This window comes from [Empedobacter] haloabium (assembly GCA_008011715.2).
Classification (GTDB): Bacteria; Pseudomonadota; Gammaproteobacteria; order Burkholderiales; family Burkholderiaceae_D; genus Rugamonas; species Rugamonas haloabia.
In genome coordinates, this window is the sequence record CP136508.1 from 1505702 (window position 1) to 1526654 (window position 20953).

Sequence of the window (20953 nt, forward strand, 5' to 3'; positions counted from 1 at the left end):
CTTGGTCAGAATTGAGGGTTATTGGTACAGCCAGGCGGTGACGCCGCCGACGATGCAGATCAGCAGGCACAGGCGCGCCAGCGCCGGGTGCCACAGGCGGCGATACACGCCGGCATGGCTCAGCACCCAGTCCAGCACGCCCTGCAGCAGCAGGCAGCCCAGGAACACGGGCAGGATGGTGGGAATCAGGACGCCCAGGATGGACAGTTCACGCGGCATCGTTCGCTCCGGTCGGGTCAGGGTGGTCGTCGGCCTGGTCGAGCAGCGACGTGTAGATGGCATGCAGGTCCGCCAGCGCCGTGCGCAGGCGGGCGGCGCGGGCGGCTTCGCACCCGCCGTCGGCCAGCGCGGCACGGATCGCGGTGCCGGCATCGAGCAGGGCGGCCACGGCGGCGGCATTCGTCCCGGCGACGGGCGCGCGCAGATAGGCGGCCAGCCGCGCCAGCGCCGCCTGCAACGCATCCCGCACCGGTCCGCCCATCGAGGCCGCCAGCAGCATGCGCAGCTCGATCACCGCATGGCCCAGCTCGAGCAGGGTCAATCCCTCGCGCACGACCGCGTGGACAGCAAGCGGCGGCGTGGGCCCGGCGGCGGCATTCAGTTGGCTGAGCAGGTCGCGCACGCGATTGTCGAAGCGGTGGCGCAGGCGCCTGCCGTCGCCCAGCCGGCCGCGGCAGGCCGCCAAGGCTTCGCGCCACAGCGCGGCGCGCACGTGGTCGCGGTTGCCCATGGTGTGCTCCGGCAGCAGCACGGCGAAGATCACCCAGGCCAGCAGCACGCCGGCGATCTGCGCCAGCATGCCGTTGGCCATGCCGACGGCGTCGTAATGCATCAGGTTGACGGGCGCGACGAACTGGCTGGAAAACATCGCCATGCCGATGCCGATGCCGGCCCGCTTCGGGTCCGTCATCAGCCACAGCGCCAGCGAGAACAGCGGCAGCGCCGCCAGCACCAGCATCGGAAAATCGCTGGCGCGGATCACCAGCAGGAACTCGGTGGCGAACGTCAGCGGCGTGGCGAGCAGAAAGCCGGTCATGACCTGTTGCACCATCGCGGTGGGGCGGGGCGAACTGGAGGCCAGCGCGCAGAACACGGTGGTCATCACCAGCGACGTCGCCAACTGGCCCCAGGCCAGCCAGTACCACACGGTGGCGGCGGCCAGCAGCGCGAATGCGGCGCGCGCGCCGCTGGCCAGCACGATGCCGGGCGGCGTCTTCGGCGCGTAGGCCTGCGGCTCGCTGACCTGCTGGCGCTTGTCCTGCGCCAGGCCGCGGTAGACGGCGTCGAAGGCGGCCAGCTGGGCGGCAAAGCGTTCGGCCAGCTCGATGGCCGTCTCGGCGTCGATGGCGGCGCCACGTGCCAGCCCGGTGTGCGCTGCCAGCGCCGCCCTGGCCGTGGCGGCGGCGGGTGCCAGGGCGGCCGGCAGTTGCGCCAGCGGCTTGGCCGCGCATGGGGCGAGCGCGCCGGCCAGCAGCCGGTGCAGCGGCGCCACCAGGGCGGGCACGGGCGAGGCGGCGTCGGCCCGGTGCAGCAGCCGGTGCAGCGTGTAGAGCGTGGTCAGCGCCGTCATGAACGCGCCGTTGAAGGCGTGCAGCTGGCGCGCCTGGCCGCGCGCGCCGGTCTCGAAGAAAGCCGCGGCGCGGCCCGATTCCAGCGCGGCGATGTCGGCGGCGTAGCGCAGGTGCGCCAGCTCCGCTTGCGCGGGCGTCAGCTGGCCGTCCAGTACCTGGCGGCAGAACGTGAGGAAGCTGTCGTAGCGTGCCTGCACCGTGCGCCGCACCTGGCGGCCGTGCGCGCGCGGGAACAGCACGTCGTGCACCACGGCGGCCACGATGACACCCAGCGCCACCTCGGTGGCGCGCGTGACCGCGGCGGCGAACACGCCGGCCGGGTGGTCGAGCGCGGGCACGGCGATCATGCAGGCGGTGTAGCCGGCCAGCACGAAGCTGTACGACTGCTGGTTGCGGTGCATCGCGGCGCCCGCCGTGCACAGGCCCACCCACAGGGCCAGGCCGGCCAGCAGTACGGGCGCCTGCTGCGGGAACAGCGCGATCAGCAGCAGCGCTGCGCTGCAGCCGACCACGGTGCCGAGCAGGCGATAGAAGGCTTTTTCCAGCACCATGCCGGAGGAGGGCAGGGCCAGGATGAAGGTGGTCGTCATCGCCGTGCCGGGCGAGTCGAGGCCGAGCCGGAAGGCGATCCACAAAGCGAGGAAGGCGGCGAAGGCGCTGCGGGCGACGAAGATCAGGCGTTCGCCGTCGCTGGCGGCCCAGCCGCGCAGCTGTGCTGCCAGCCAGGCCGGTTTGTCGGGAGAGGTGGTACTGCCTTGGGCCATTTTTTCGTTGGCCCAGCGGGCCTTATGTGTTGTCCAGATTGTCCAGCTGGCGCAGGAACAGCTTTTCCTGCAGGCGGATGTCGTCCATGCTGTAGCCGTCGTAGGCGCGGGTGGTGCGTTGCCACACTTCCGGCATCACCTGTTCGATCAGGCGGCGCCCGGCATCGGTCAGCGAGATCATCACGCAGCGCCGGTCGCCCGGGCGGTTGCCGCGCGTGACCAGGCCTTGCGCTTCCAGGTCGTTGCAGACCCGCGTCAGGTTGGCCGGCTTTTCCATGCATGCCTCGCCCAGCGCGGAGGCGGTGGAGGTCTCGTTTTCCGAGCCGTACAGCACGGCCAGCACCATGTAGCTGGCGTCCACCAGGTCGTACTTGCGCAGCACGGCGTTCGACAAGTCCTTCATCCGCTTCTGCACGTGATATGTCAGGCGCAACAACCGCATCTGGTCTTCCGGGAAGGCCGGAATGCGGCTACGGATGGTTTGTAGGCGCTTGTTGGTAGCGTCAAAGCTGCTCATTCACGCACTCCTGTGCAGGGATATCGAAACCCTGATTGTACAAGCGGGTTGCACTAGGGGAAATGAATTTCCATGCCTCCCCCCAGTGCCGTCATCAGGCTGGCGTAGTTGTCCAGGCGCTCGCCGGCTACCCGGAGCAGCTGATCCTGTTCGGCCAGCAACGTCAACTTCGCCTGCAATACCCCGAGATAATCGGTCATTCCGGCCTTGTAAGCCTGTTCGGCGAGCATTTCGGCGCGCCGTGCGGACGCCAGCGCGCGCGCCGCCAGCCGTTCCTGTTGTTGCGCGGAGTGTATCTTTGCTACCACATTGGCAACATCAGCCAGGGCCTGCACGACCGTTGCGTTGTACTGTTCGACCGCCGCGTCGTAGGCCGCCGTCCGCGCGCGCAGCTGGCCGCGCAGCCGGCCGCCCTCGAAAATGGGCAGGGTCAGCGCGGGCGTCACGCCCATGGTGCGGGCCGAACTTTCCAGCAGCCGCGAGAACCCGAACGACTGCAGCCCGGCAAACGCGGCGATATTGATGTTCGGATAGAACGCCGCCCGCGCCGCGTCGATCTCGCGGGCCGCCGCCTCGACCCGCCAGCGCTGCGCGGCGATGTCGGGACGCCGCCCGACCAGTTCGGCCGGCAGCGCGCTCGGCAGCCCCAACCGGGTGCCGTTCTCGAGCAGGGCCGGCGCTGGCCGGACGATGGTGTCGCCATCGCCCGGTCCCTTGCCGACCAGTGCCGCCAGCTGGTGGCGCAGCACGGCGATCGATGCGCCGATCTCTTCGTGCTGGCGCCGGCCCGCCGGCAATGTCGTTTCGATGGCCGCCACGTCCAGCTCGCCCGTCAGGCCGGCCTGGTGCCGCTTGCGCGCGATCTCCAGGATGCGCTGGCGCTGGGCCAGGCTGTCGGCCACGCTGTCCTGCAGGGCGTGGCGGTACCACAGCTGGATATAGTCGCGCACGATCGCCGTCTGCAGGGCCAGCCGCGCCATCTGTGCTTCCGCCGCCGCCACGTGCGTCTCGTCGATGGCTGCCGCCAGCAGGTCGTGTTGGCGGCCCCAGACATCGAGATCGTAGGAGCCCGTCAGCGTTGCCGCGTTGTACCACTGCCAGCTGCCGGCGATCGCCGCCGGTGCCGAGCCGTGGCTGGCAAACAGCTCGCGGGTGCTCGACGCGCTGGCGTCCACCTTCGGCAGCGTGGCCGCGTTGGCGACGCCGGCCAGCGCCTCGGCCTGGCGCACGCGCGCCTGCGCCACCTTCAAGGTCGGGTTGTCGGCCAGCGCGGCCGCCATCAGGCGGTCCAGCTGCGGATCGCCGAACGCCTTCCACCACTCGTCCCGGGGCCAGGCGGCGGCGGGATCGGCTGCTCCTGCGATGACCTTGCCGGCCGCCAGGTCGGCAGGGCGCAGCGCATGGGCTTGCGGCTGGACGTTGCCCATGTCGGCGCAGCCGGCCAGGGCCAGCGCGACAGCCATGGCGGTCAGGGAAAGGCGCAGCGACCGCATTGCTTACCTGGCGTAGTGCTTCTTGGTTTGCGCAACGTCCAGGTCGGCTTCGTTTTCGATCAGCGTGCCGTTGCGGCGCGCTTCGATGGCCTGGGCGCGCACTTCGGCGCGCGTCAGCGCGCGCGAAGCGGGCACGTTGACCTGGGTGTGCGCCGTGGCGACGGCGGCGGCAGCCGGTGCGGCCGCCGCTGCGGCCTCGTTGCCTTCCGCGCCGAAAGCGGCACCGGCGGTCGCCAGGGCCAGGGCGGCGATAACGTAGTAAGCGGTTTTCATGATGACCTCCTGAAATGTCGAGTATGCAGGAAGTATATCGATGAATAGTACATTTGTGAAATAGATAGTTTAAATGAGTGCGATAAGGAAACTCTATCGCGTGGGGTGCGACGCCGGATCGGCGGCTTTGTTAGAGTAATTGCAAGGCCGCGTTCGCGGCGACAGCTAACAGGAGGCAATCATGAGCGGTACCAGCACACTCGATCCCGACAACTTCCCGCAGGCGCCCGACCGCGTGCTTGGCCGCGGCCACGGCACCGGCGCGCTGGGCCCCAGCGACACATCCGACTCCGGCAGCGACGTGCAGGGTGGCTCCGGCCTGGCCCAGCAGGTGGAAGAGAACCGGCTCGACCGGGGCACCAACGAGGATGACGACCTGGGCACGGCGGGCGGCACGGCCGGGCCGGACGTCGGCGACGCCGACCTGGACAGCGACACCGATGCGGGCGGCACGGGCGAACGCGCCGCCGTCGGCCGCGACACCACCTCGCCGGACGGCGCCGACATCAACGTCGACCATATCGAGACGATTCCGTTCGCGGGCGAGGAGGGACTCGACGAGGACGTGGAACGCGGTTGAACCCGTGGTAACAGGCAACTATCGCAGGGCGTTATCGCCCCGCGACAGGTGCCTGTCACCGGCGTGCTCAATGCGGCGGATTGATGCCGTCGCCCGTCACCCGTGTGGTGCCCGAGCGCGACAGCATCCAGGCGGCCACCAGCGCGCCGCCACCCAGCAGTGCCAGCTTGAGCGGCTTATAGCGCAGGCTGGCCTGGGTGTACGGCGACGATTCCGTCACGTCGCCCATGCCCTGGCGCTGGCGCAGTTCCTGGTTCGCGTCCGGCGCGTGCAGCGCGTCCTGGCGCCCTGAGCGGGACGCACGGTTGCTGCGCTGGCCGCTCCACATCATCGTCTCGCCCATCTTGTCGAACAGGCGCGGCAGGTGGAAGCCGCCCACCGAGTTCATCTTCGACGCGCCGCCCACGTGCACGTCGCGCTTCGGATGCTGGGCCGCATACAGGATCGCCTCGGCCACCAGCTCCGGCGCGTAGATCGGCGCGGGCAGCTTCGGTTCCACGTCCATGTAGTTCTTCGCGTGCACGGCAAACATCGTGTCGATGGCGGCCGGCTTGATCAAGGTGACGGAGATCGGCACGCCGTCCTTTTCCAGCTCCATGCGCAGGCTGTCCGTATAGCCCTTGACCGCGTGCTTCGATGCCGCGTACATGCCCTGCAGCGGCACCGACACGTCCGACAGCTCGCTGCCCAGGTTGATCAGGGCGCCGCCGCTCTTCTTCATGTGCTTGACCGCTTCCATCGAGCCGTTGACGACGCCCCAGAAATTGGTCTGGAACAGGCGGTGGTTGTCCTCGTCCGACACTTCCTGCAGGCGGCCGAAGATCGACACGCCCGCATTGTTGACCCAGGTATCGATGCGGCCGAAGCGGGCAATGGCCGCCTTGGCCAGGGCCGCCACGTCGTTCTTGTCGCCGACGTCGGTGGGCACGACCAGGGCCTCGGTGCCGAACGTCTGCAGTTCCTTCTCGAGCTGGTGCAGCGCATCCTCCGCGCGCGCCGCCAGCACGAGTTGCGCGCCTTGCGCCGCCGCCATGCGGGCGGTCGTCAGGCCGATGCCGCTGGTGGCGCCTGTGATGACGATGACCTGGTCCGACAATTTTTTCAGATGCATGCTGGGCTCCTTCTTGTTGTCCGGTTGGCTGAATGTGCGGGTTATCGTACTAGCAAGGCCCAGTGCGTGGCGTACGGTTCTTCCCGTTAACACGGGCGGCCGGCAAGGAATCGGTCGTGACAAACGGTGAGAATTTTCGGTGTACCTGGCAGGTATGATGTCGAAATCCCAACTATAAAGGTACTCCATGCGCTTCTTCTCTCCGCGCCGTCTCGGCCTCGCGGCCGCCATTGGCCTGCTGTTTTCCCACAGCGCCATGGCGCTGCCTCCCGTCACCAAGGCCCACCCTCGCGTCTATGCGACCCAGGCCGATTTCGATCGCGTCGCCCTCGAAGCCGGCATTCGCGCCGGCGCCTTTCCGTCCGCTGGCACAGTCAGCTTCGACCTGATCCCGGTGGTGAAGGGCCCCAAGGATGTGGCGGGCGCCCCCATCTTTGGCCAGGATCCCGATAACGGTTCCTCCGCCAACGGCTTCCTGATCTTCTACACGAGCGACGACAAAGGCCTGTATGTCGCGGCCAACTTGTACGGTGCGAACGGGGCATCGTTTGTATGGTTGAGCGAGCAACCATTGATCGAGGGCCAGCGCAACAGGATCTCGTTTACCTATGACGCCAACGCCCGCACGGCAAAGCTGGTCGTCAACGGACGCGAGTCGAGCGCGCGCAACTGGACGGACCCATGGCAACCGAGCGCGCAGCAATTCTCGTTCCGCAGCCACCGCGGCGACGTGATCGAGAACTTCAAGCTCGCCGGGCCGACGGCGACGGACGTGCTGTGGCAGAGCGCCAGGATCGATCCGGAGCTGCATACGTCATGGCGCGCGATCCTGGGTGCCGCCAAGACGGCGGCGGCGCAGATCAACGCCTGCGGCACCACGGCCAGCGACATCTGCAACGACATCCGCGAGAAAGGCCGCAAGGAGATCATGGAGCCGGCCCGCCATCTGGCGATGGCCTATCGCTACACCGGCGATCCGGCACTGCTGGCGGCCATCCGCGAGCACATCCGCCTGCTCAAGGGCGTCAGCCCGCTGACGACGGGCGGCGAGTGGAGCATGGGCGCGCGTGTCGGCACGCTGGGCCTGTACTACGACTGGCTGTACAGCTACCTGGATCCCAGCGAGCGCGACGCCATCGCCGCCCACATCAAGGCAACGATCCGCGCGGACAAGCTGGACGGCAACCCGAACCTGGACCTGATCTACTCGGCCTGCGGCCACCAGGGCCTGTCGGCCACCGTGCTGGACTGCGCCCAGAAGCCCGTCTTCCAGGACTGGAACCGCTACGCCACGCCGGCACTGCCGTCGACTTCCGACACCTACATCAGCGGCCATGCGGCCACTGGTGTGTCGTTGACGGCGGCAGCCCTGCTGGCCATCGTGGAAGACGGCGCGCAGCCGAAGCACACCGACGTGGTGCCGATGCTCGACACCATCTACAGCCATTTCAAGCTGGGCTACCTGCGCGCACGCGATCTGTACTCCGTCGATGGCGGCAATCCATCGCTGTTCTCCTATGCGAGCGCGGCGGGTGAAACCAGCGAACGCCTCGTCATGTGGCAGCGTGCCCTGTCCGGCAACTCGGGTTTGCAGCTGGCGTCGCAGCAGTACTATCTCTACCCCTACCTGTATGCACTGCGTGCGGACGGCTCGTTCCCGGCCCGGGGCGACTCCTACACGTTCCCGGTGGAGCTGGCCGGCGCCCTGGCGCTGGGCAGCCGCATGCTCAATCCCGACAACACCGATCCGAATGCCCCGGAGGACCAGAAATACATCATCGATCCGGTCGCCTATGCCTTCTACACCAACAAGGTCCAGCCGGTGCGTGCCGCCCGCAATACCGCGACGCTGTGGGAGCGCCTGATCTACCCGCAAAAGCAGCCGCGCACGCCGCTGACGATGCCGACGGAGCTGGCACGCCACTTCAGGACGGCGGGGAATGTGATCGTTCGCAACACCTGGGACAACGCCACCAACACGCTGCTGGAGTTCAAGTCGGCATCGTTCATCAGCGAAAACCACCATCACCTGGACCAGAACAGCTTCTCGCTGTACTACAAGGCGCCGCTGCTGGTCGATTCGGGCCAGTACGACGACTACAACACCACGCACTGGCGAAACTACTACCAGCGCACGATCGCGCACAATGCGATCGTCCTCGACGACACAAATAAGGACTATTACAAGCAGGACTACTATTACGACAACAAGTACACGAGCAGGGACGGCGGCCAGTGGTACGCCAACAAACTGGTCAAGCGCGCTACCTACCCGACCATCGAGGAAGCCCTGCTGCCGGGCGGCAGCAACCTGTTGCACGGCGTGACGGGCTTCGAGGACGGCGGCGACTACGTCTACGTTGCCGGCAACGCCAGCAAGGCCTATCCAAGCCTGGACTCCAGCGACAAGTATATCGTTGACCAGAACGCCGGCATGCAACGCAGCATCGTCTACCTGCGCCGGCCGGACAGCCGGCTCGACGTCACGCCACCGCTGGTCCTGGTCTTCGACAGCGTGCGCAGCAAGGTGAAGGCGACGTCGCTGCTGCATACGGTCGGCCAGCCGGCGGCGGACGCTGGCGCAACGCGACTCGGTGCGGGCCGCTACCAGTACGGCAGCGGCGCGGGCCTGTTCACGGTGCGCAATGGCGGCGGCATGCTCACGGTACAGACGCTGCTGCCGAAGAGCGCGACGCGTAGCGTCGGACTGGTGGGCGGCCAGGGCAATCCGAACGACGTGTGCAAGCAATACAAGCGTACCAAGGTAGGAAACGAGTACGTCGATGCGTTTGTCGCGGACGCCGCCGACTGCCGTTTCCTGGTGCGCCACTCGGACAATCAGTGGGTCAACTATCCGCCGCGCACCAACAAGGACGATCCGACCGATCCGGGTGCCGTCTCGATGCCGGCCAACGCGCCGGATATCGGCGCATGGCGCCTGGAGATCAGCGACAGCGCGGCCCTGCCGGCCGACGCCGCCGGCTACAAGACGCAGTACTTCCTGAACGCGCTGCACGTCGCCGACACGGACGGCGCCAGCGGCGGCGTGGCGACCCTGGCGCAGCCGGCGGCGCTGCTGCCGGTGCAAAGCGCGGACACGGCGGCGGTCAAGGTCAACAGCGACCTGGTCGTCGTCTTCAACGGCGGCGCGACGACCGGCACCACGTTGCAGTGGCAGCCGGGCAGCTACAGCGGCAAGACGCTGGTGGTGGGCCTGCAGAAGAACGGCTGCTATGCACTCGACAAGAGCGCGCCGATGTGGCAACTGAAGCCGGTGGCTGCCTCCTGCACGCATACGGCGTCCGCCAACGGCGTCGTGCAACTGCCGTAAGGGGCGAGTCGGGCGGTGCCTCAGTAGACAGGAGGCACCGTCCCGGTTTCCCCCATGACTTCCGCCACCCAATCCGCGAACACCCGGACCCGCGGCGACAGCTGCCGCTGGTACGGGTACAGCACGGTGACGGGTAGCGAAGGCGGACGGTACTGCGGCAGCACCTCGCGCAGCAAGCCGTCCGCCAGCAGCGCCTCGACGCGATAACGGGGCAGCTGCGCCAGTCCCATGCCGCCCAGGCAGCAGGCCACATAGGCCTCCCCCTCGCTGACGCTGACCTTGCCGGGCAAGGTCACGCTGCGGCGCGCACCGTCGATGTCGAACTCGAACGGCAGCATCCTGCCGCTCGACGCCGAATACCAGTTCACCGCCAGGTGGCCGCGCAGGTCGTCCAGCGTGGCCGGCATGCCGTGCGCGTCGAGATACGCGGCGCTGGCACACGTCACCTGCGGCAGGACGGCGACACGGCGGCCCACCATCGTCGAATCGGGCAGCTCGCCCACCCGCAGCACGCAATCGACGCCTTCGCCGACCAGGTCCACGCGGCGGTCGCCCAAGCCCACTTCCAATTCGATGTCCGGAAAGCGGGCGAAAAATTCGCTCAGCCGCGGCAGCACGAACACGCGGCCCAGGGTGGACAGGTCGATGCGCAGCTTGCCCTTCGGCGCGGCGCCGGCGTGGCCGAAGCCCGCCTCCGTCTCGTCCACATCGGCCAGGATGCGCAGGCAGCGCTGGTAGTAGGCCTGGCCGTCCGAGGTCGGCGTCACCTTGCGCGTGGTACGGTGCAGCAGTTGCACGCCCAGCCGCGCCTCCAGCCGGCGGATCGCGTGGGTGGCCGTGGCAGCCGGCAGCTTGAGGTCGTCGGCGGCCCGGCTGAAATTGCCCAGCTCGACGATCCGGGTAAACAGGCGCATCGCGTCGAAACGGTCCATGGGGTTCGATTATTGTTGGAGATTGCATAGTGTAGCTGGCGAACACCGGTTTATTCGGCGTGACGTCGAAGTCATACTGGCTCCATCGACAAATCACGGGAGCACATCATGCAAGACCAGCCAGTTGCCATCGTTACCGGTGCCTCGCGCGGCATCGGCGCCGCCATCGCACAGCGCCTCGCACGCGACGGTTATGCCGTCGTCGTCAACTATGCCGGCCGCGCGGCCGATGCGGAGGAAGTGGCCGCGCTCATCGCGGCGGGCGGCGGCAGCGCGATTGCCGTGCAGGCCGACGTGGCGGACGGTGCCGCGGTGACGCGCCTGTTCGACGCCGCCATCGAACGCTTCGGCCGGGTGGACGTCCTCGTCAACAATGCCGGCGTGATGCCGGCGCACTTGCCGCGCCTGGCCGATACCGACGACGCCGCCTTCGACTGGATGGTCGGCGTCAACCTGAAGGGCACGTTCAACACGCTGCGTACCGCCGCCACGCGCCTGGCGCAGGGCGGGCGGATCGTCAACCTGTCCACCAGCCTGGTCGGGCTGGCGCTGCCGGGATATGCCGTGTATGCGGCGAGCAAGGCGGCCGTCGAGACGATGACGACCATCCTGGCCAAGGAAATGCGCGGGCGCGACATCCGCGTCAACGCGGTGGCGCCCGGGCCGACCGCGACGGAACTGTTCCTCAACGGCAAAAGCGACGAGCAGGTGCAGCACCTGGCGCGGATGGCGCCGCTCGAGCGCCTGGGCCAGCCCGGCGACATCGCCGACGCGGTGGCCTTCCTGGTCCGACCGGGCGGCTGGGTCAACGGGCAGACGCTGCGGGCGAACGGCGGCATCGTGTAAGCACGCGGCGTGCAAAAAAATCTACTGTTTGTGACAATTGGTGAGAAGGATCGGGGGTTCCTGTCTCTACCATTATGGTTTTGTCCACCTGGAGAAACCATGAAGAGAGCTGCCATTGTCCGCAAGTCGGTTGCCGTCGCCATCTCGGCCCTGTTTGCCGGAAGCGCCCTGGCCGGATTGCCGTCCGGCGTGACCGTCAAGAGCGAGCACCCGCGCCTGTATGCCAGCGCCGCCGATTTCGACCGCCTGGCGCGCGAGGCTGCCGTGGGCCCGAAGTCCATGCCTGCGCGCAAGGGGGAACTGAAGTTCACGCTGACGCCGGTGCCCAAGGGCACCGGCGACGGTCCCAACGCGGCCATCCTTGGCCGCTGGGATGGCCAGAATTCGATCCTGGTCCGCTACCTGGACGATAACGTGCCGGCCGGCATGGTGCGCCTGCAGTTCGCCCTGCAACGTACGGCGACGTCGAATCCGCTGAACGCCTTCGCGGCCGGGGTCGACGTGGTGCCGGGGCAGCCGCACACCTTCGTGCTGACGTGGGACAGCGTCGCGAAGACAGCCAGCCTGACCGTGGACGGCGTGCTGCAGCCCGCGAAGTGGAGCGCGCAGGCCGCCGACTGGTCGCCCAGCGGCCAGCAATTCATCCTGGGCGAACGCGCCGGTGGCGTACTGACAAATCTCAGCGTGCGCGACCTGGAAACGGGTGCGGCATGGTCGACCGTGACGGACCAGCCGGTCGAGATGGCGCTGCACAAATCCTGGCAGGGCTACCTGCAGACGAGCAAGATCATCGCCGACAAGATCTTGAATACCTGCGACCTGAACAAGCCACTGGCCGAACAGGGCGAATATTGCAATACCACGAAGGGCGGCCGCGGCAAGATCACCGAGCCGGCCAAGTGGCTGTCGCTGAGCTACCGCTTTACCGGCAACCCGGACATCCTGCTGGCAGCGAAAAAGCACATCAAGCTGCTGCTGAAAGCCGAGCCCGGCGCGGGTGAGACCGACAGCCCCGAGTGGAGCATGGGCGGCCGTGTGGGCGCGATGGGCATTTATTATGACTGGCTGTTCGAGGCACTGAAAGGCGACAGCCCGGACGGCGTGCTGACCTACCACCAGGCACTGGCTCAACGCATCAAGGCGACCATCGCGATCGACGTGCCGAACGAGACCGACGACCTGCTCGGCTCCGTCTGCGGTGGCGCGGCCAAGGATGCCAGCGGCGTCTGGGTGACGCCGAAGATCACGGCCAATCCGTTCGATTGCGCGGTCAAGCCCAGCTACACGACCGCGCCCGGCCCGAACATCCGCACCAACTACCTGAGCGGCCACACGGCCAGCGCCAATACGGGCTCGCTGCTGGGCCTGCTGGCGATCGCCGACGCCAACCCCGAGGTCAAGCCGCTGATCGACACGCTGTACGACCACTTCAAGTTAGGCTACCTGCGCGCGCGCGATCTCGTCGGCGAGAACGGCGGCAACCAGACGCTGTTCGCCTATGCGATCAACTCCGGCGAACAGGCCGACCGCCTGGTGATGTGGAACCGCGCGCTGACGGGTGCCTCGGGCCTGCAAATGGCGTCGGCGCCGTACATGACTTATCCGTACATCTATGGCGTACGTGCCGACGGCAGCTTCCCGGCGACCGGCGACGACTTCAAGTTCGACCTGGCGGCGCGCGCCGTCGGCAGCATGGCCCTGGTCGGGGCGGCGTCGGGCGACCTGCACGCCGCCAAGTTCTACTGGAACGATGTGCTGCCGCAGCGCGCGTCCAATAATTACAGCACGTTCGAGGAACGCCTGCTGTATCCGAAGCCGAGCAAGGCCGCGCCGACCACTACGCTGCCGCTGTCGCGCCATTTCACGCGCTCCGGCAACGTGTTCATGCGCGACACCTGGGACCATGACCAGGCCACGCTGCTGGACTTCAAGTCCAGCTCCTTCATCAGCGAGAACCACCATCACCTGGACCACAACAGCTTCTCGCTCAGCTACAAGGCGCCGCTGCTGCTGGATTCCGGTCGCTATGACCGCTACGGCAGCGAGCACTGGCTGAACTACTACACCCGCTCGATTGCCCACAACACGATCACGGTGTTCGACAAGACCGAAACGTTCGGCAGCCGCGCCGCCAATGACGGCGGCCAGTGGTTCGGCAGCCGCCCCACCTACCCGACCATCGAGCAGATCGACGTCGGCGGCTCGAACGTCCTCGATGGCGTGGCATCGTACGAGGAGGGCGTCGACTACGCCTACGTGACGGGCAATGCCAGCAAGGCGTACGTCAACAGCAAGCTCGATGCCAACGCTGGCTTCCTGCGCAGCATCGTCTACCTGCGCCCGCAGGCGCGCAGCGAACGGCCGAAGGTACTGGTGTTCGACAGCGTGCGCCCGACCAAGCTGGGCGTGGAGATCACGTCGCTGCTGCACAGCGTGAACAAGCCGACCAGCACGATCGTGCCGAACGACGAGCACAATGGCCGCTACACCTTTAATTTCGCCGGCGCCGCCGAGCCGCTGACGATCCGCAATGGCGGCGGCATGGTCACCGTGCAGCCGCTACTGCCGGCGCAGAGCGATATCGCCCTGATGGGTGGCCTGAACGAAGGATCGAGCTGCACCCAGGCGGCGGTCCCGGAGGGCAAGCTGGATGAGCCGGCGCACGGCGAGTTCACGTCGCAGGATTGCCGCTTCCTGGTGCGTACCAAGCAGTCGGACGGTTCGTACGCCTGGCGCAATTACGGCATCCTGGAGAACCCGCCGGAAGACTCGCGCGGCACCGACATCGGCGCCTGGCGCATCGAGATCACGCCACGCACCGCACCGGCGCTCGGCACGGCGCAGTACTTCCTGAACGTGCTGCACGTGGATGACAGCGACGGCGCCACCAGCGGTGCCGCCGTCGTCGAGAAGGCGCGCCTGCTGTCGGCCGACGGCAACGCGGTCGCCGTCTCGATGGCGGATGGCCGCCTGGTCGTGTTCCATGGCGGTGTCGCACCGGGCGCCACGACGGACGAGATCAGCTGGAGTGTCGATGCCGCCAATCCGAAGCAGCCGACGCTGGTGGTGGGCCTGCAGAAGGGAGCGGCCTACACGCTGACGCAGGTCAGCAGCACGCGCGTCAAGCTGACCCGCAGCAGCACCGGCACGCTGAAGGCGACCAACGGCGTCATCAAGCTGAACCGCACCTAAGGGCGGCAGGAGCCCCGCTGGCGCGGGGCAAAAAAAACCCGCCGCGGCGGGTTTTTTTATTGGCTGGGCAGCGCTCAGGCGAACTGTTCGTTCACGAAGTTCCAGTTGACCAGGTTCCAGAACGTCTCGACGTATTTCGGACGGGCGTTGCGGTAGTCGACATAGTAAGCGTGTTCCCACACGTCGCAGGTCAGCAGCGGCTTGTCGGCCGTCGTCAGCGGGGTCTGCGCGTTGGAGGTGTTGACGATGTCGACGGTGCCGTCGGCCTTCTTCACCAGCCAGGTCCAGCCGGAGCCGAAGTTGCCCACGCAGGACTTGCTGAACTCTTCCTTGAACTTGTCGAACGAACCCCATTTGGCGTTGATCGCGTCCGCCACGGCGCCGGTGGCCGCGCCGCCCGCGTTCGGGGCCATGCAGTTCCAGTAGAACGTGTGGTTCCACACCTGGGCGGAGTTGTTGAAGACGCCACCGGACGACTTCTTGATGATCTCTTCGAGGGACATGTTCTCGAACTCGGTACCCTTGATCAGGTTGTTCAGGTTCGTTACATAGGCCTGGTGGTGCTTGCCGTAGTGGTATTCCAGGGTTTCCTTGGAGATGTGCGGCTGCAGGGCATCCATCGCATACGGCAGTGGCGGCAGGGTATGTTCCATATTTGTTTCCTTTTAGTTGAGACAACAATCAGTTTGCCAGATCGACCACTATTGTAATGCGTTGTCCCGGGCGTTGCCGAAATCCCCTGTAAAACGTGCGGCTTAGGAGGTAACGGCTGATCCGCCGAGCCCTATGGTGACAGGCACCGATCTGCGGGTCGTCGACCCGCAGATCGGTGCCTGTCACCACGGGGTTACTCAAGCGTTGCCTGCACGCCAGCCACCTGCACCGCCGCGCTGCCCTCGGCCAGCCGCACCGTCAACGTCCCGCGCGGCTGGATCTGGCCAGGCGAGCGCAGGATCGCCCCCTTCTCGTTGGTGACGATCGCATAGCCCCGTTCCAGGGTGCGCTGCGGATTGAGCAGCTCGAGCTGCGCGGCCAGCGCCTGCAGTGCCTCGCGCCGCTGCGCCAGGCCGTTGCCGATATTGACCGTGCAGCGATGCTGCAGCGCGGCCAGGTGGGCGCGCACGGGACGGGTGTCGGGACGGCGCGCCGCCAGCCGGCCGGCCAGCCGCTCGAGGCCGTGGCGCGACGCGTTCAGCGGCGCGCGGTTGGCGTGCATCATGGCGGTGGACAGCGCCAGCAGTTGCAGGCGCTGCTGGCGGATGCGGGCCGACGGACTCTGCAGACGGCGCGCGTGGTTGTCCAGAGTCTGTGCGGCGTCGTCCAGCGTGCGGCGCAGCGCGCGCCGCAGGTCGGCCGCGTCCGCCCGCAGCGAGGCCAGCCAGTCGCCGCGCGGCGTGGCGGCCAGTTCGGCGGCCGCCGTGGGCGTGGCCGCGCGCAGGTCGGCGGCGAAGTCGGCGATCGTGAAGTCGGTCTCGTGGCCGACGCCAGAAATCACCGGCATGCGGCAGTTGGCGATGGCGTACGCCACCACTTCCTCGTTGAAGCACCACAGGTCCTCGATGCTGCCGCCGCCGCGGCAGACCAGCAGCACGTCGCACTCGGCCCGGCGCGAGGCCGTGTCGATGGCCTCGGCGATGCGCGCCGCCGCCAGCTGACCCTGCACCAGTGTCGGGTACAAGACGACGCGCACGTGCGGCGCGCGCCGGCGCAGCGCCGTCAGCACGTCGCGCAGCGCCGCCGCCTGGGGGCTGGTGACGATGCCGATGGTGCGCGGGAACAGGGGCAGGGGACGCTTGCGCGCCTCGTCGAACAGGCCGGCCGCCGCCAGCTTTTCCTTCAGGCGCATGAAGGCTTCGAACAGCGCGCCCACACCGGCACGGCGGATGGCTTCCACATTGATCTGGTAGTCGCCGCGCGGGCCGTACAGCGTGACCAGGGCGCGCACCTCGACCTTGTCGCCTTCGCGCGGCACGAAGCCGGCGTACTGGGCGCGGCCGCGGAACATCACGGCGCGCACCTGGGCCGCGTCGTCCTTCAAGGTGAAGTACCAATGACCGGAGCTGGCGCGCGTGAAGTTGGAAATCTCGCCCGCGATCCACGTCAGCGGGAACGAGCGCTCCAGCAGGCGGCCGACGGCCTGGTTCAGGGCACTGACCGTGATGACGGCGGGCTGTTCGAATGCGGGATCGGGGCTATTGATGGTCATGGTGCTGAGGTTTCTTGGATGCTATCCACACTGTCATGGAGCGGTCATGCTTATGTCATATCTCGCCTTTTACCGCAAGGTGTTTTTGTAAACACTTGATTTGTAAACGTAAACCCAAATGCTGCATTCGCGTGCAGCGTAAGAATTCTCTTACAGATCAATGACTTTGCTGATGGCGGCAGGTGTTACGCACAAAGATATCCACAGAATTTGTGAGCAAACGGGGATAAGCGCCCGACCGCTGCCAAAAAATGCCGCAAAGATACATTTGTGATTGTTTTCAAGCACTTACCTGAGAGGTAGTCGCCTTCCCCACAAGATTATCCACAAAAGCTGTGCAGAAGACGCAACGGGGAAGCCCTGCCGCCCTGCCTGCCGAACGCCGCCGTGAACACGCCGAGGCCTGCCTAAAAACCGGGCACATTGTTTTTTCTGATTCAAATCAAGGGATTACGGCTACCCACAACGCTTGCGCACAATATTGTCCACAGTTTTTGTGCAGAAGCGGCAGTTTATCCTCGCGGCAGGGCACAGCGCGGCAATTTCTCACCCATGCACGAAATTTAGGCAGAGTAACTTTCATGAGCGAAATCAAGGACTTGCTCAGCCGTTCTGGCCATTGCCAACAGTTTTATCAACAGTTTATGTGCAGAACCGAACATGCGCCAAGACACGACCTGGAGCGTGGCTGCAACGAAAACGCGCACAGCCAAAATACTCAGCAATATCAAGCACTTGGGTGCGCGGCGTGGGCATTGCTAACAATATTGTCCACAGAAAATGTGAAAAAGCGCACAGACGAGCGACCTCGGTTCTGCTGCTCAAATTTAAGGCATCAAAATAAATTTGAATATAATCAACGGCTTACGACTATTTCTTGACGTTTATCACAATCTTTTCCACAGAAAATGTGAAGAAGAGCAGGCTTCGTGGACGGCCATGGCACCGCAGCCGGACCGTACTTGCCGAGCGCCGCCCAACACGCTACATTGCGCGTCTGGCTGTTGCCTGCCCATCATCCAAGGAGTTCGTTTTGCTTGCCATCTTCCAAGCCGCCGGCTGGCCCATCTGGTTGCTGCTGATCGCTTCCATCGTCGCCACCGCTTTGATCGTGGAGCGGCTGATGTCGCTGCGGCGCACCCGCATCCTGCCGCCCAGCACGCTGGACGAGGTAGTGCGCATCTACCAGAGCGGCAACGTCACACCGGACATCATCGCCAAGCTGGAGTCCAGTTCGCCGCTGGGCGTGGTGCTGTCCGCCGCGCTGCGCAACGTCGATGCGCCGCGCGAAGTCATGAAGGAATCGATCGAGGAGGCCGGCAGCGGCGTCGCCCACACGCTGGAGCGCTTCCTCACCACCCTGGGCACCATCGCCACCCTGGCACCGCTGATGGGCCTGTTCGGCACCGTCGTCGGCATGATCGAGATCTTCGGCGCCCAGAACCCCAGCGGAACCAATCCCGCCCAGCTGGCGCACGGCATCTCGGTGGCGTTGTACAACACGGGCTTCGGCCTGGCGATTGCGATGCCGACCCTGGTGTTCTACCGCCACTTCCGCGCGCTGGTGGACAGCTTCGTGCTGCAGATGGAGCAGCAGGCCGTGCGCTTCGTCGACGTCGTGCACAACTCGCGCAAATAACGGAGCCGCACGCCGTGAACTTCCGCAAAGGCCAACGCCGCGAGGACCCGGAGATCAACCTGATCCCGTTCATCGACGTGCTGCTCGTGATCCTGATCTTCCTGATGGTGACGACCACCTACAGCAAGTTCACGGAGCTGCAGATCACGCTGCCGACGGCGGACGCCGAGAAGGCCGTCGAACAACCGAACCAGATCGACGTGACCGTCGATGCCAAGGGCAACTACACCGTCAACGGCGCGCCCGTCTCCTTCCGCGACGTCGGCGGGCTGGCGCAGTCGTTGAGGAATGCGGCGAAGCCGGGCGCCAATCCGGTCGTCGTCGTCAACGCCGACCAGTTCGCGATGCACCAGATGGTCGTCAACGTGATGGAGGCGGCGCGCATCGCCGGCTTCGACCGGCTGACGTTCGCCGCCCAGTCGGGCAGCGGCAAATGACGCCGTTCCTGTCGCGCTGACGATGTCGCTGGAAACCACCCTCACGCGCGCCTGGCTGCGGCGCGGCCCGCTGGCCTGCGCGCTGTATCCCGTCTCCCTGCTGTTCCGCGCCTTGGCCGCGCTGCGCCGGCTGCTGTTTCGCGCCAAGGTGCTGCGTTCGGCCGCGCTGCCCGTGCCGGTCGTCGTGGTCGGAAATATCTTCATTGGCGGGACCGGCAAGACGCCGCTGACGATCTGGCTGGTCGAGCAGTTGCGCGCGGCCGGCCTGACGCCGGGTGTCGTCTCGCGCGGCTTCGGCGCCAAGGGCAGCGCGCCGCGCGCCGTCACCCCAATGTCCACGCCGGCCGAGGTGGGCGACGAGCCGGTCTTGATCGCCAGCCGCGCCGGCTGCCCCGTCGTGGTCGGGCGCGACCGCGTTGCCGCCGGCCGCGCGCTGCTGGCCGCCCATCCCGCAGTGGACGTCATCCTGACCGACGACGGCCTGCAGCATTACGCGCTGCGGCGCGACGTCGAGGTGGTGCTGTTCGATGCGCGCGGCACCGGCAACGGCTGGACCCTGCCGGCCGGGCCGCTGCGCGAGCCGCCGGGGCGCAAGCGCGACGTCACCGTCGTCAACACGCTCGCGCTGACGCCGGCGCTGGCAGAGCAGGTGGGCAATGGCGGTCCGCTGTTCCAGATGACGATGCGCGGCGACGTGGCCGAGCGCCTGGCCGACCGCGCCGAGCGGGTGCCGCTGGCGGCGCTGGCGGCGCGCGCAAGCAAGCTGGCGGCGGTGGCCGGCATCGGCAATCCGCAGCGCTTCTTCGCACTGCTGGCCGGCGCCGGCCTGCGCTTTACCGAGCTGGCGCTGCCCGACCATCACGACTTCCTCGACAACCCGCTCGCCGGGCTGGACGCGGACCTGATCTTGATGACGGAGAAGGATGCAGTAAAATGCGCACACATCGAAGAACTGAGAAACGATCCCCGGCTGTGGGTCGTTCCGGTCAGCGCGCAGATCGATGCTGCGCTGGCCGAACACATTGTGGAGAAATGCCGTGGACGCACGTTTGCTTGATATCCTGGTCTGCCCTGTCTGCAAGGGCCCGCTGGTGCACGACAAGAAGGCCCAGGAACTGATTTGCCGCGGCGACCGCCTGGCCTTCCCGATCCGCGACGGTATCCCGATCATGTGGGCCGACGAGGCCCGCACCCTGCAGGACACGGTCGAGTAAGCGGTGTCCTTCGTCGTCATCATTCCGGCGCGGCTGGCCTCGACCCGCCTGCCGAACAAGCCGCTGGCCGACCTGGGTGGCAAGCCGATGATCGTGCGCGTGGCCGAGCGCGCGCGCCTGTCCGGCGCGGCCCGCATCATCGTCGCCACCGACCACGAATCGATCCGCGCGGCCTGCGTGGCGCACGGCATCGAGGCGTGCATGACGCGCGCCGACCATCCGTCCGGCACCGACCGCATCGCCGAGGTGGCGCGCGCGCTGGCGCTGGCGCCGGAAGCCGTCGTCGTCAACCTGCAGGGCGACGAGCCGCTGATCGACCCGGCCCTGCTGGCCGCCTGCGCCGGCCGCATCGGCGCGGACGTGCCGATGGCGACCTGTGCCCATCCGATCGGCGACGCGGCGGAAGCTTTCAATCCGAATGTCGTGAAAGTCGTGCTGGACAAGGCCGGCCGCGCGCTGTACTTCAGCCGCGCCACGATTCCCTGGGCGCGCGACGCGTTCGCCGCCAGCCGCGACATCCTGCCGGCCGGGTATGCGCCGCTGCGCCACATCGGCCTGTACGCCTACCGCAACGATTTCTTGCAGGCTTACCCCGGCCTGGAGCAGTCGCCGCTGGAAACCATCGAGGCGCTCGAGCAGCTGCGCGTGTTGTGGCACGGCCACCCGATTGCCGTGCACGTCACCGATGCGGCGCCCGCACCCGGGGTCGACACGCCGGAAGATCTGGCGCGCGTGCGCCGTCACTTCGACTGAATAAAGTCCGATCAAATTACGTGGCTAAAACGCTCCCAAGGTGGCGTTGCGGCGGCGTTTTGTGGTAAGTTTCGTCACAACCCTGACACACTTA

19 protein-coding genes are annotated in these 20953 nt (G+C 66.7%); 10 read left to right on the top strand and 9 right to left on the bottom strand.

Translation table 11 applies throughout. From position 1 onward, the window contains the following. Positions 1-18 precede the first annotated feature (18 nt). Genes E7V67_006600 through E7V67_006620 form a run of 5 tightly spaced genes read right to left on the bottom strand, consistent with a single transcriptional unit; the run spans position 19 to position 4618 of the window. Complete coding sequence (locus E7V67_006600; GenBank protein WUR14775.1) at positions 19-219, bottom strand: DUF1656 domain-containing protein; 201 nt, start codon at positions 217-219, stop codon at positions 19-21. Further along, positions 209-2335 carry an FUSC family protein gene (locus E7V67_006605; protein ID WUR14776.1) on the bottom strand — a complete coding sequence of 709 codons (2127 nt, stop codon included), beginning with the start codon at positions 2333-2335 and terminating at the stop codon, positions 209-211. The genes E7V67_006600 and E7V67_006605 overlap by 11 nt, the downstream gene beginning before the upstream one ends. Before the next feature lie 22 nt (positions 2336-2357). Then, positions 2358-2852 carry a MarR family transcriptional regulator gene (locus E7V67_006610; protein WUR14777.1) on the bottom strand — a complete coding sequence of 165 codons (495 nt, stop codon included), beginning with the start codon at positions 2850-2852 and terminating at the stop codon, positions 2358-2360. Between the two features lie 53 nt (positions 2853-2905). Beyond that, positions 2906-4345: an efflux transporter outer membrane subunit gene (locus tag E7V67_006615; protein ID WUR14778.1), complete on the bottom strand. Its 1440-nt coding sequence runs from the start codon at positions 4343-4345 to the stop codon at positions 2906-2908. 3 nt (positions 4346-4348) lie between these two features. Then, positions 4349-4618, bottom strand: coding sequence for a DUF4148 domain-containing protein (locus E7V67_006620; GenBank protein WUR14779.1), 270 nt, complete (start codon positions 4616-4618; stop codon positions 4349-4351). 181 nt (positions 4619-4799) lie between these two features. On the opposite strand from E7V67_006620, the gene E7V67_006625 reads away from it, so the two are divergent. Further along, positions 4800-5198, top strand: a complete 399-nt coding sequence (locus E7V67_006625) for a hypothetical protein (protein ID WUR14780.1) — start codon at positions 4800-4802, stop codon at positions 5196-5198. Positions 5199-5265: 67 nt separating this feature from the next. On the opposite strand, the gene E7V67_006630 is transcribed toward E7V67_006625, so the two are convergent. Next, positions 5266-6309, bottom strand: a complete 1044-nt coding sequence (locus E7V67_006630; GenBank protein WUR14781.1) for an SDR family oxidoreductase — start codon at positions 6307-6309, stop codon at positions 5266-5268. A gap of 187 nt (positions 6310-6496) precedes the next feature. On the opposite strand from E7V67_006630, the gene E7V67_006635 reads away from it, so the two are divergent. Next, positions 6497-9640 carry a heparinase II/III family protein gene (locus tag E7V67_006635; protein ID WUR14782.1) on the top strand — a complete coding sequence of 1048 codons (3144 nt, stop codon included), beginning with the start codon at positions 6497-6499 and terminating at the stop codon, positions 9638-9640. 20 nt (positions 9641-9660) lie between these two features. Here the strand turns inward: E7V67_006635 and E7V67_006640 are convergent, their stop codons facing one another. Beyond that, positions 9661-10572 carry a LysR family transcriptional regulator gene (locus E7V67_006640; protein ID WUR14783.1) on the bottom strand — a complete coding sequence of 304 codons (912 nt, stop codon included), beginning with the start codon at positions 10570-10572 and terminating at the stop codon, positions 9661-9663. A gap of 108 nt (positions 10573-10680) precedes the next feature. Here E7V67_006640 and E7V67_006645 point away from each other — a divergent pair, with 108 nt between their 5' ends. After that, on the top strand, positions 10681-11418 hold the full coding sequence (locus E7V67_006645) for an SDR family oxidoreductase (GenBank protein ID WUR14784.1): 738 nt from the start codon (positions 10681-10683) through the stop codon (positions 11416-11418). Between the two features lie 99 nt (positions 11419-11517). Next, complete coding sequence (locus tag E7V67_006650) at positions 11518-14610, top strand: heparinase II/III family protein (protein ID WUR14785.1); 3093 nt, start codon at positions 11518-11520, stop codon at positions 14608-14610. A gap of 74 nt (positions 14611-14684) precedes the next feature. Here the strand turns inward: E7V67_006650 and sodB are convergent, their stop codons facing one another. Then, on the bottom strand, positions 14685-15263 hold the full coding sequence (gene sodB / locus E7V67_006655; GenBank protein WUR14786.1) for a superoxide dismutase [Fe]: 579 nt from the start codon (positions 15261-15263) through the stop codon (positions 14685-14687). 194 nt (positions 15264-15457) lie between these two features. Further along, entirely contained in the window at positions 15458-16816 is a 1359-nt protein-coding gene (gene xseA, locus E7V67_006660; GenBank protein ID WUR14787.1) for an exodeoxyribonuclease VII large subunit, read from the bottom strand. A 581-nt stretch (positions 16817-17397) separates the two neighbouring features. Here xseA and E7V67_006665 point away from each other — a divergent pair. The 6 genes from E7V67_006665 (at position 17398) to kdsB (ending at position 20859) form a co-directional block, all read left to right on the top strand. Further along, positions 17398-17697: a hypothetical protein gene (locus E7V67_006665; GenBank protein ID WUR14788.1), complete on the top strand. Its 300-nt coding sequence runs from the start codon at positions 17398-17400 to the stop codon at positions 17695-17697. A gap of 152 nt (positions 17698-17849) precedes the next feature. Beyond that, positions 17850-18455 carry a MotA/TolQ/ExbB proton channel family protein gene (locus E7V67_006670; protein WUR14789.1) on the top strand — a complete coding sequence of 202 codons (606 nt, stop codon included), beginning with the start codon at positions 17850-17852 and terminating at the stop codon, positions 18453-18455. A gap of 14 nt (positions 18456-18469) precedes the next feature. Further along, positions 18470-18892, top strand: coding sequence for a biopolymer transporter ExbD (locus E7V67_006675; GenBank protein ID WUR14790.1), 423 nt, complete (start codon positions 18470-18472; stop codon positions 18890-18892). 22 nt (positions 18893-18914) lie between these two features. Then, the gene (gene lpxK, locus E7V67_006680) at positions 18915-19949 is read left to right on the top strand and encodes a tetraacyldisaccharide 4'-kinase (GenBank protein WUR14791.1); all 1035 of its coding nucleotides are present in this window, start codon (positions 18915-18917) and stop codon (positions 19947-19949) included. Then, the gene (locus E7V67_006685) at positions 19930-20106 is read left to right on the top strand and encodes a Trm112 family protein (GenBank protein ID WUR14792.1); all 177 of its coding nucleotides are present in this window, start codon (positions 19930-19932) and stop codon (positions 20104-20106) included. The genes lpxK and E7V67_006685 overlap by 20 nt, the downstream gene beginning before the upstream one ends. 3 nt (positions 20107-20109) lie before the next feature. Further along, positions 20110-20859: a 3-deoxy-manno-octulosonate cytidylyltransferase gene (kdsB, locus tag E7V67_006690; protein ID WUR14793.1), complete on the top strand. Its 750-nt coding sequence runs from the start codon at positions 20110-20112 to the stop codon at positions 20857-20859. Positions 20860-20953 lie beyond the last annotated feature (94 nt).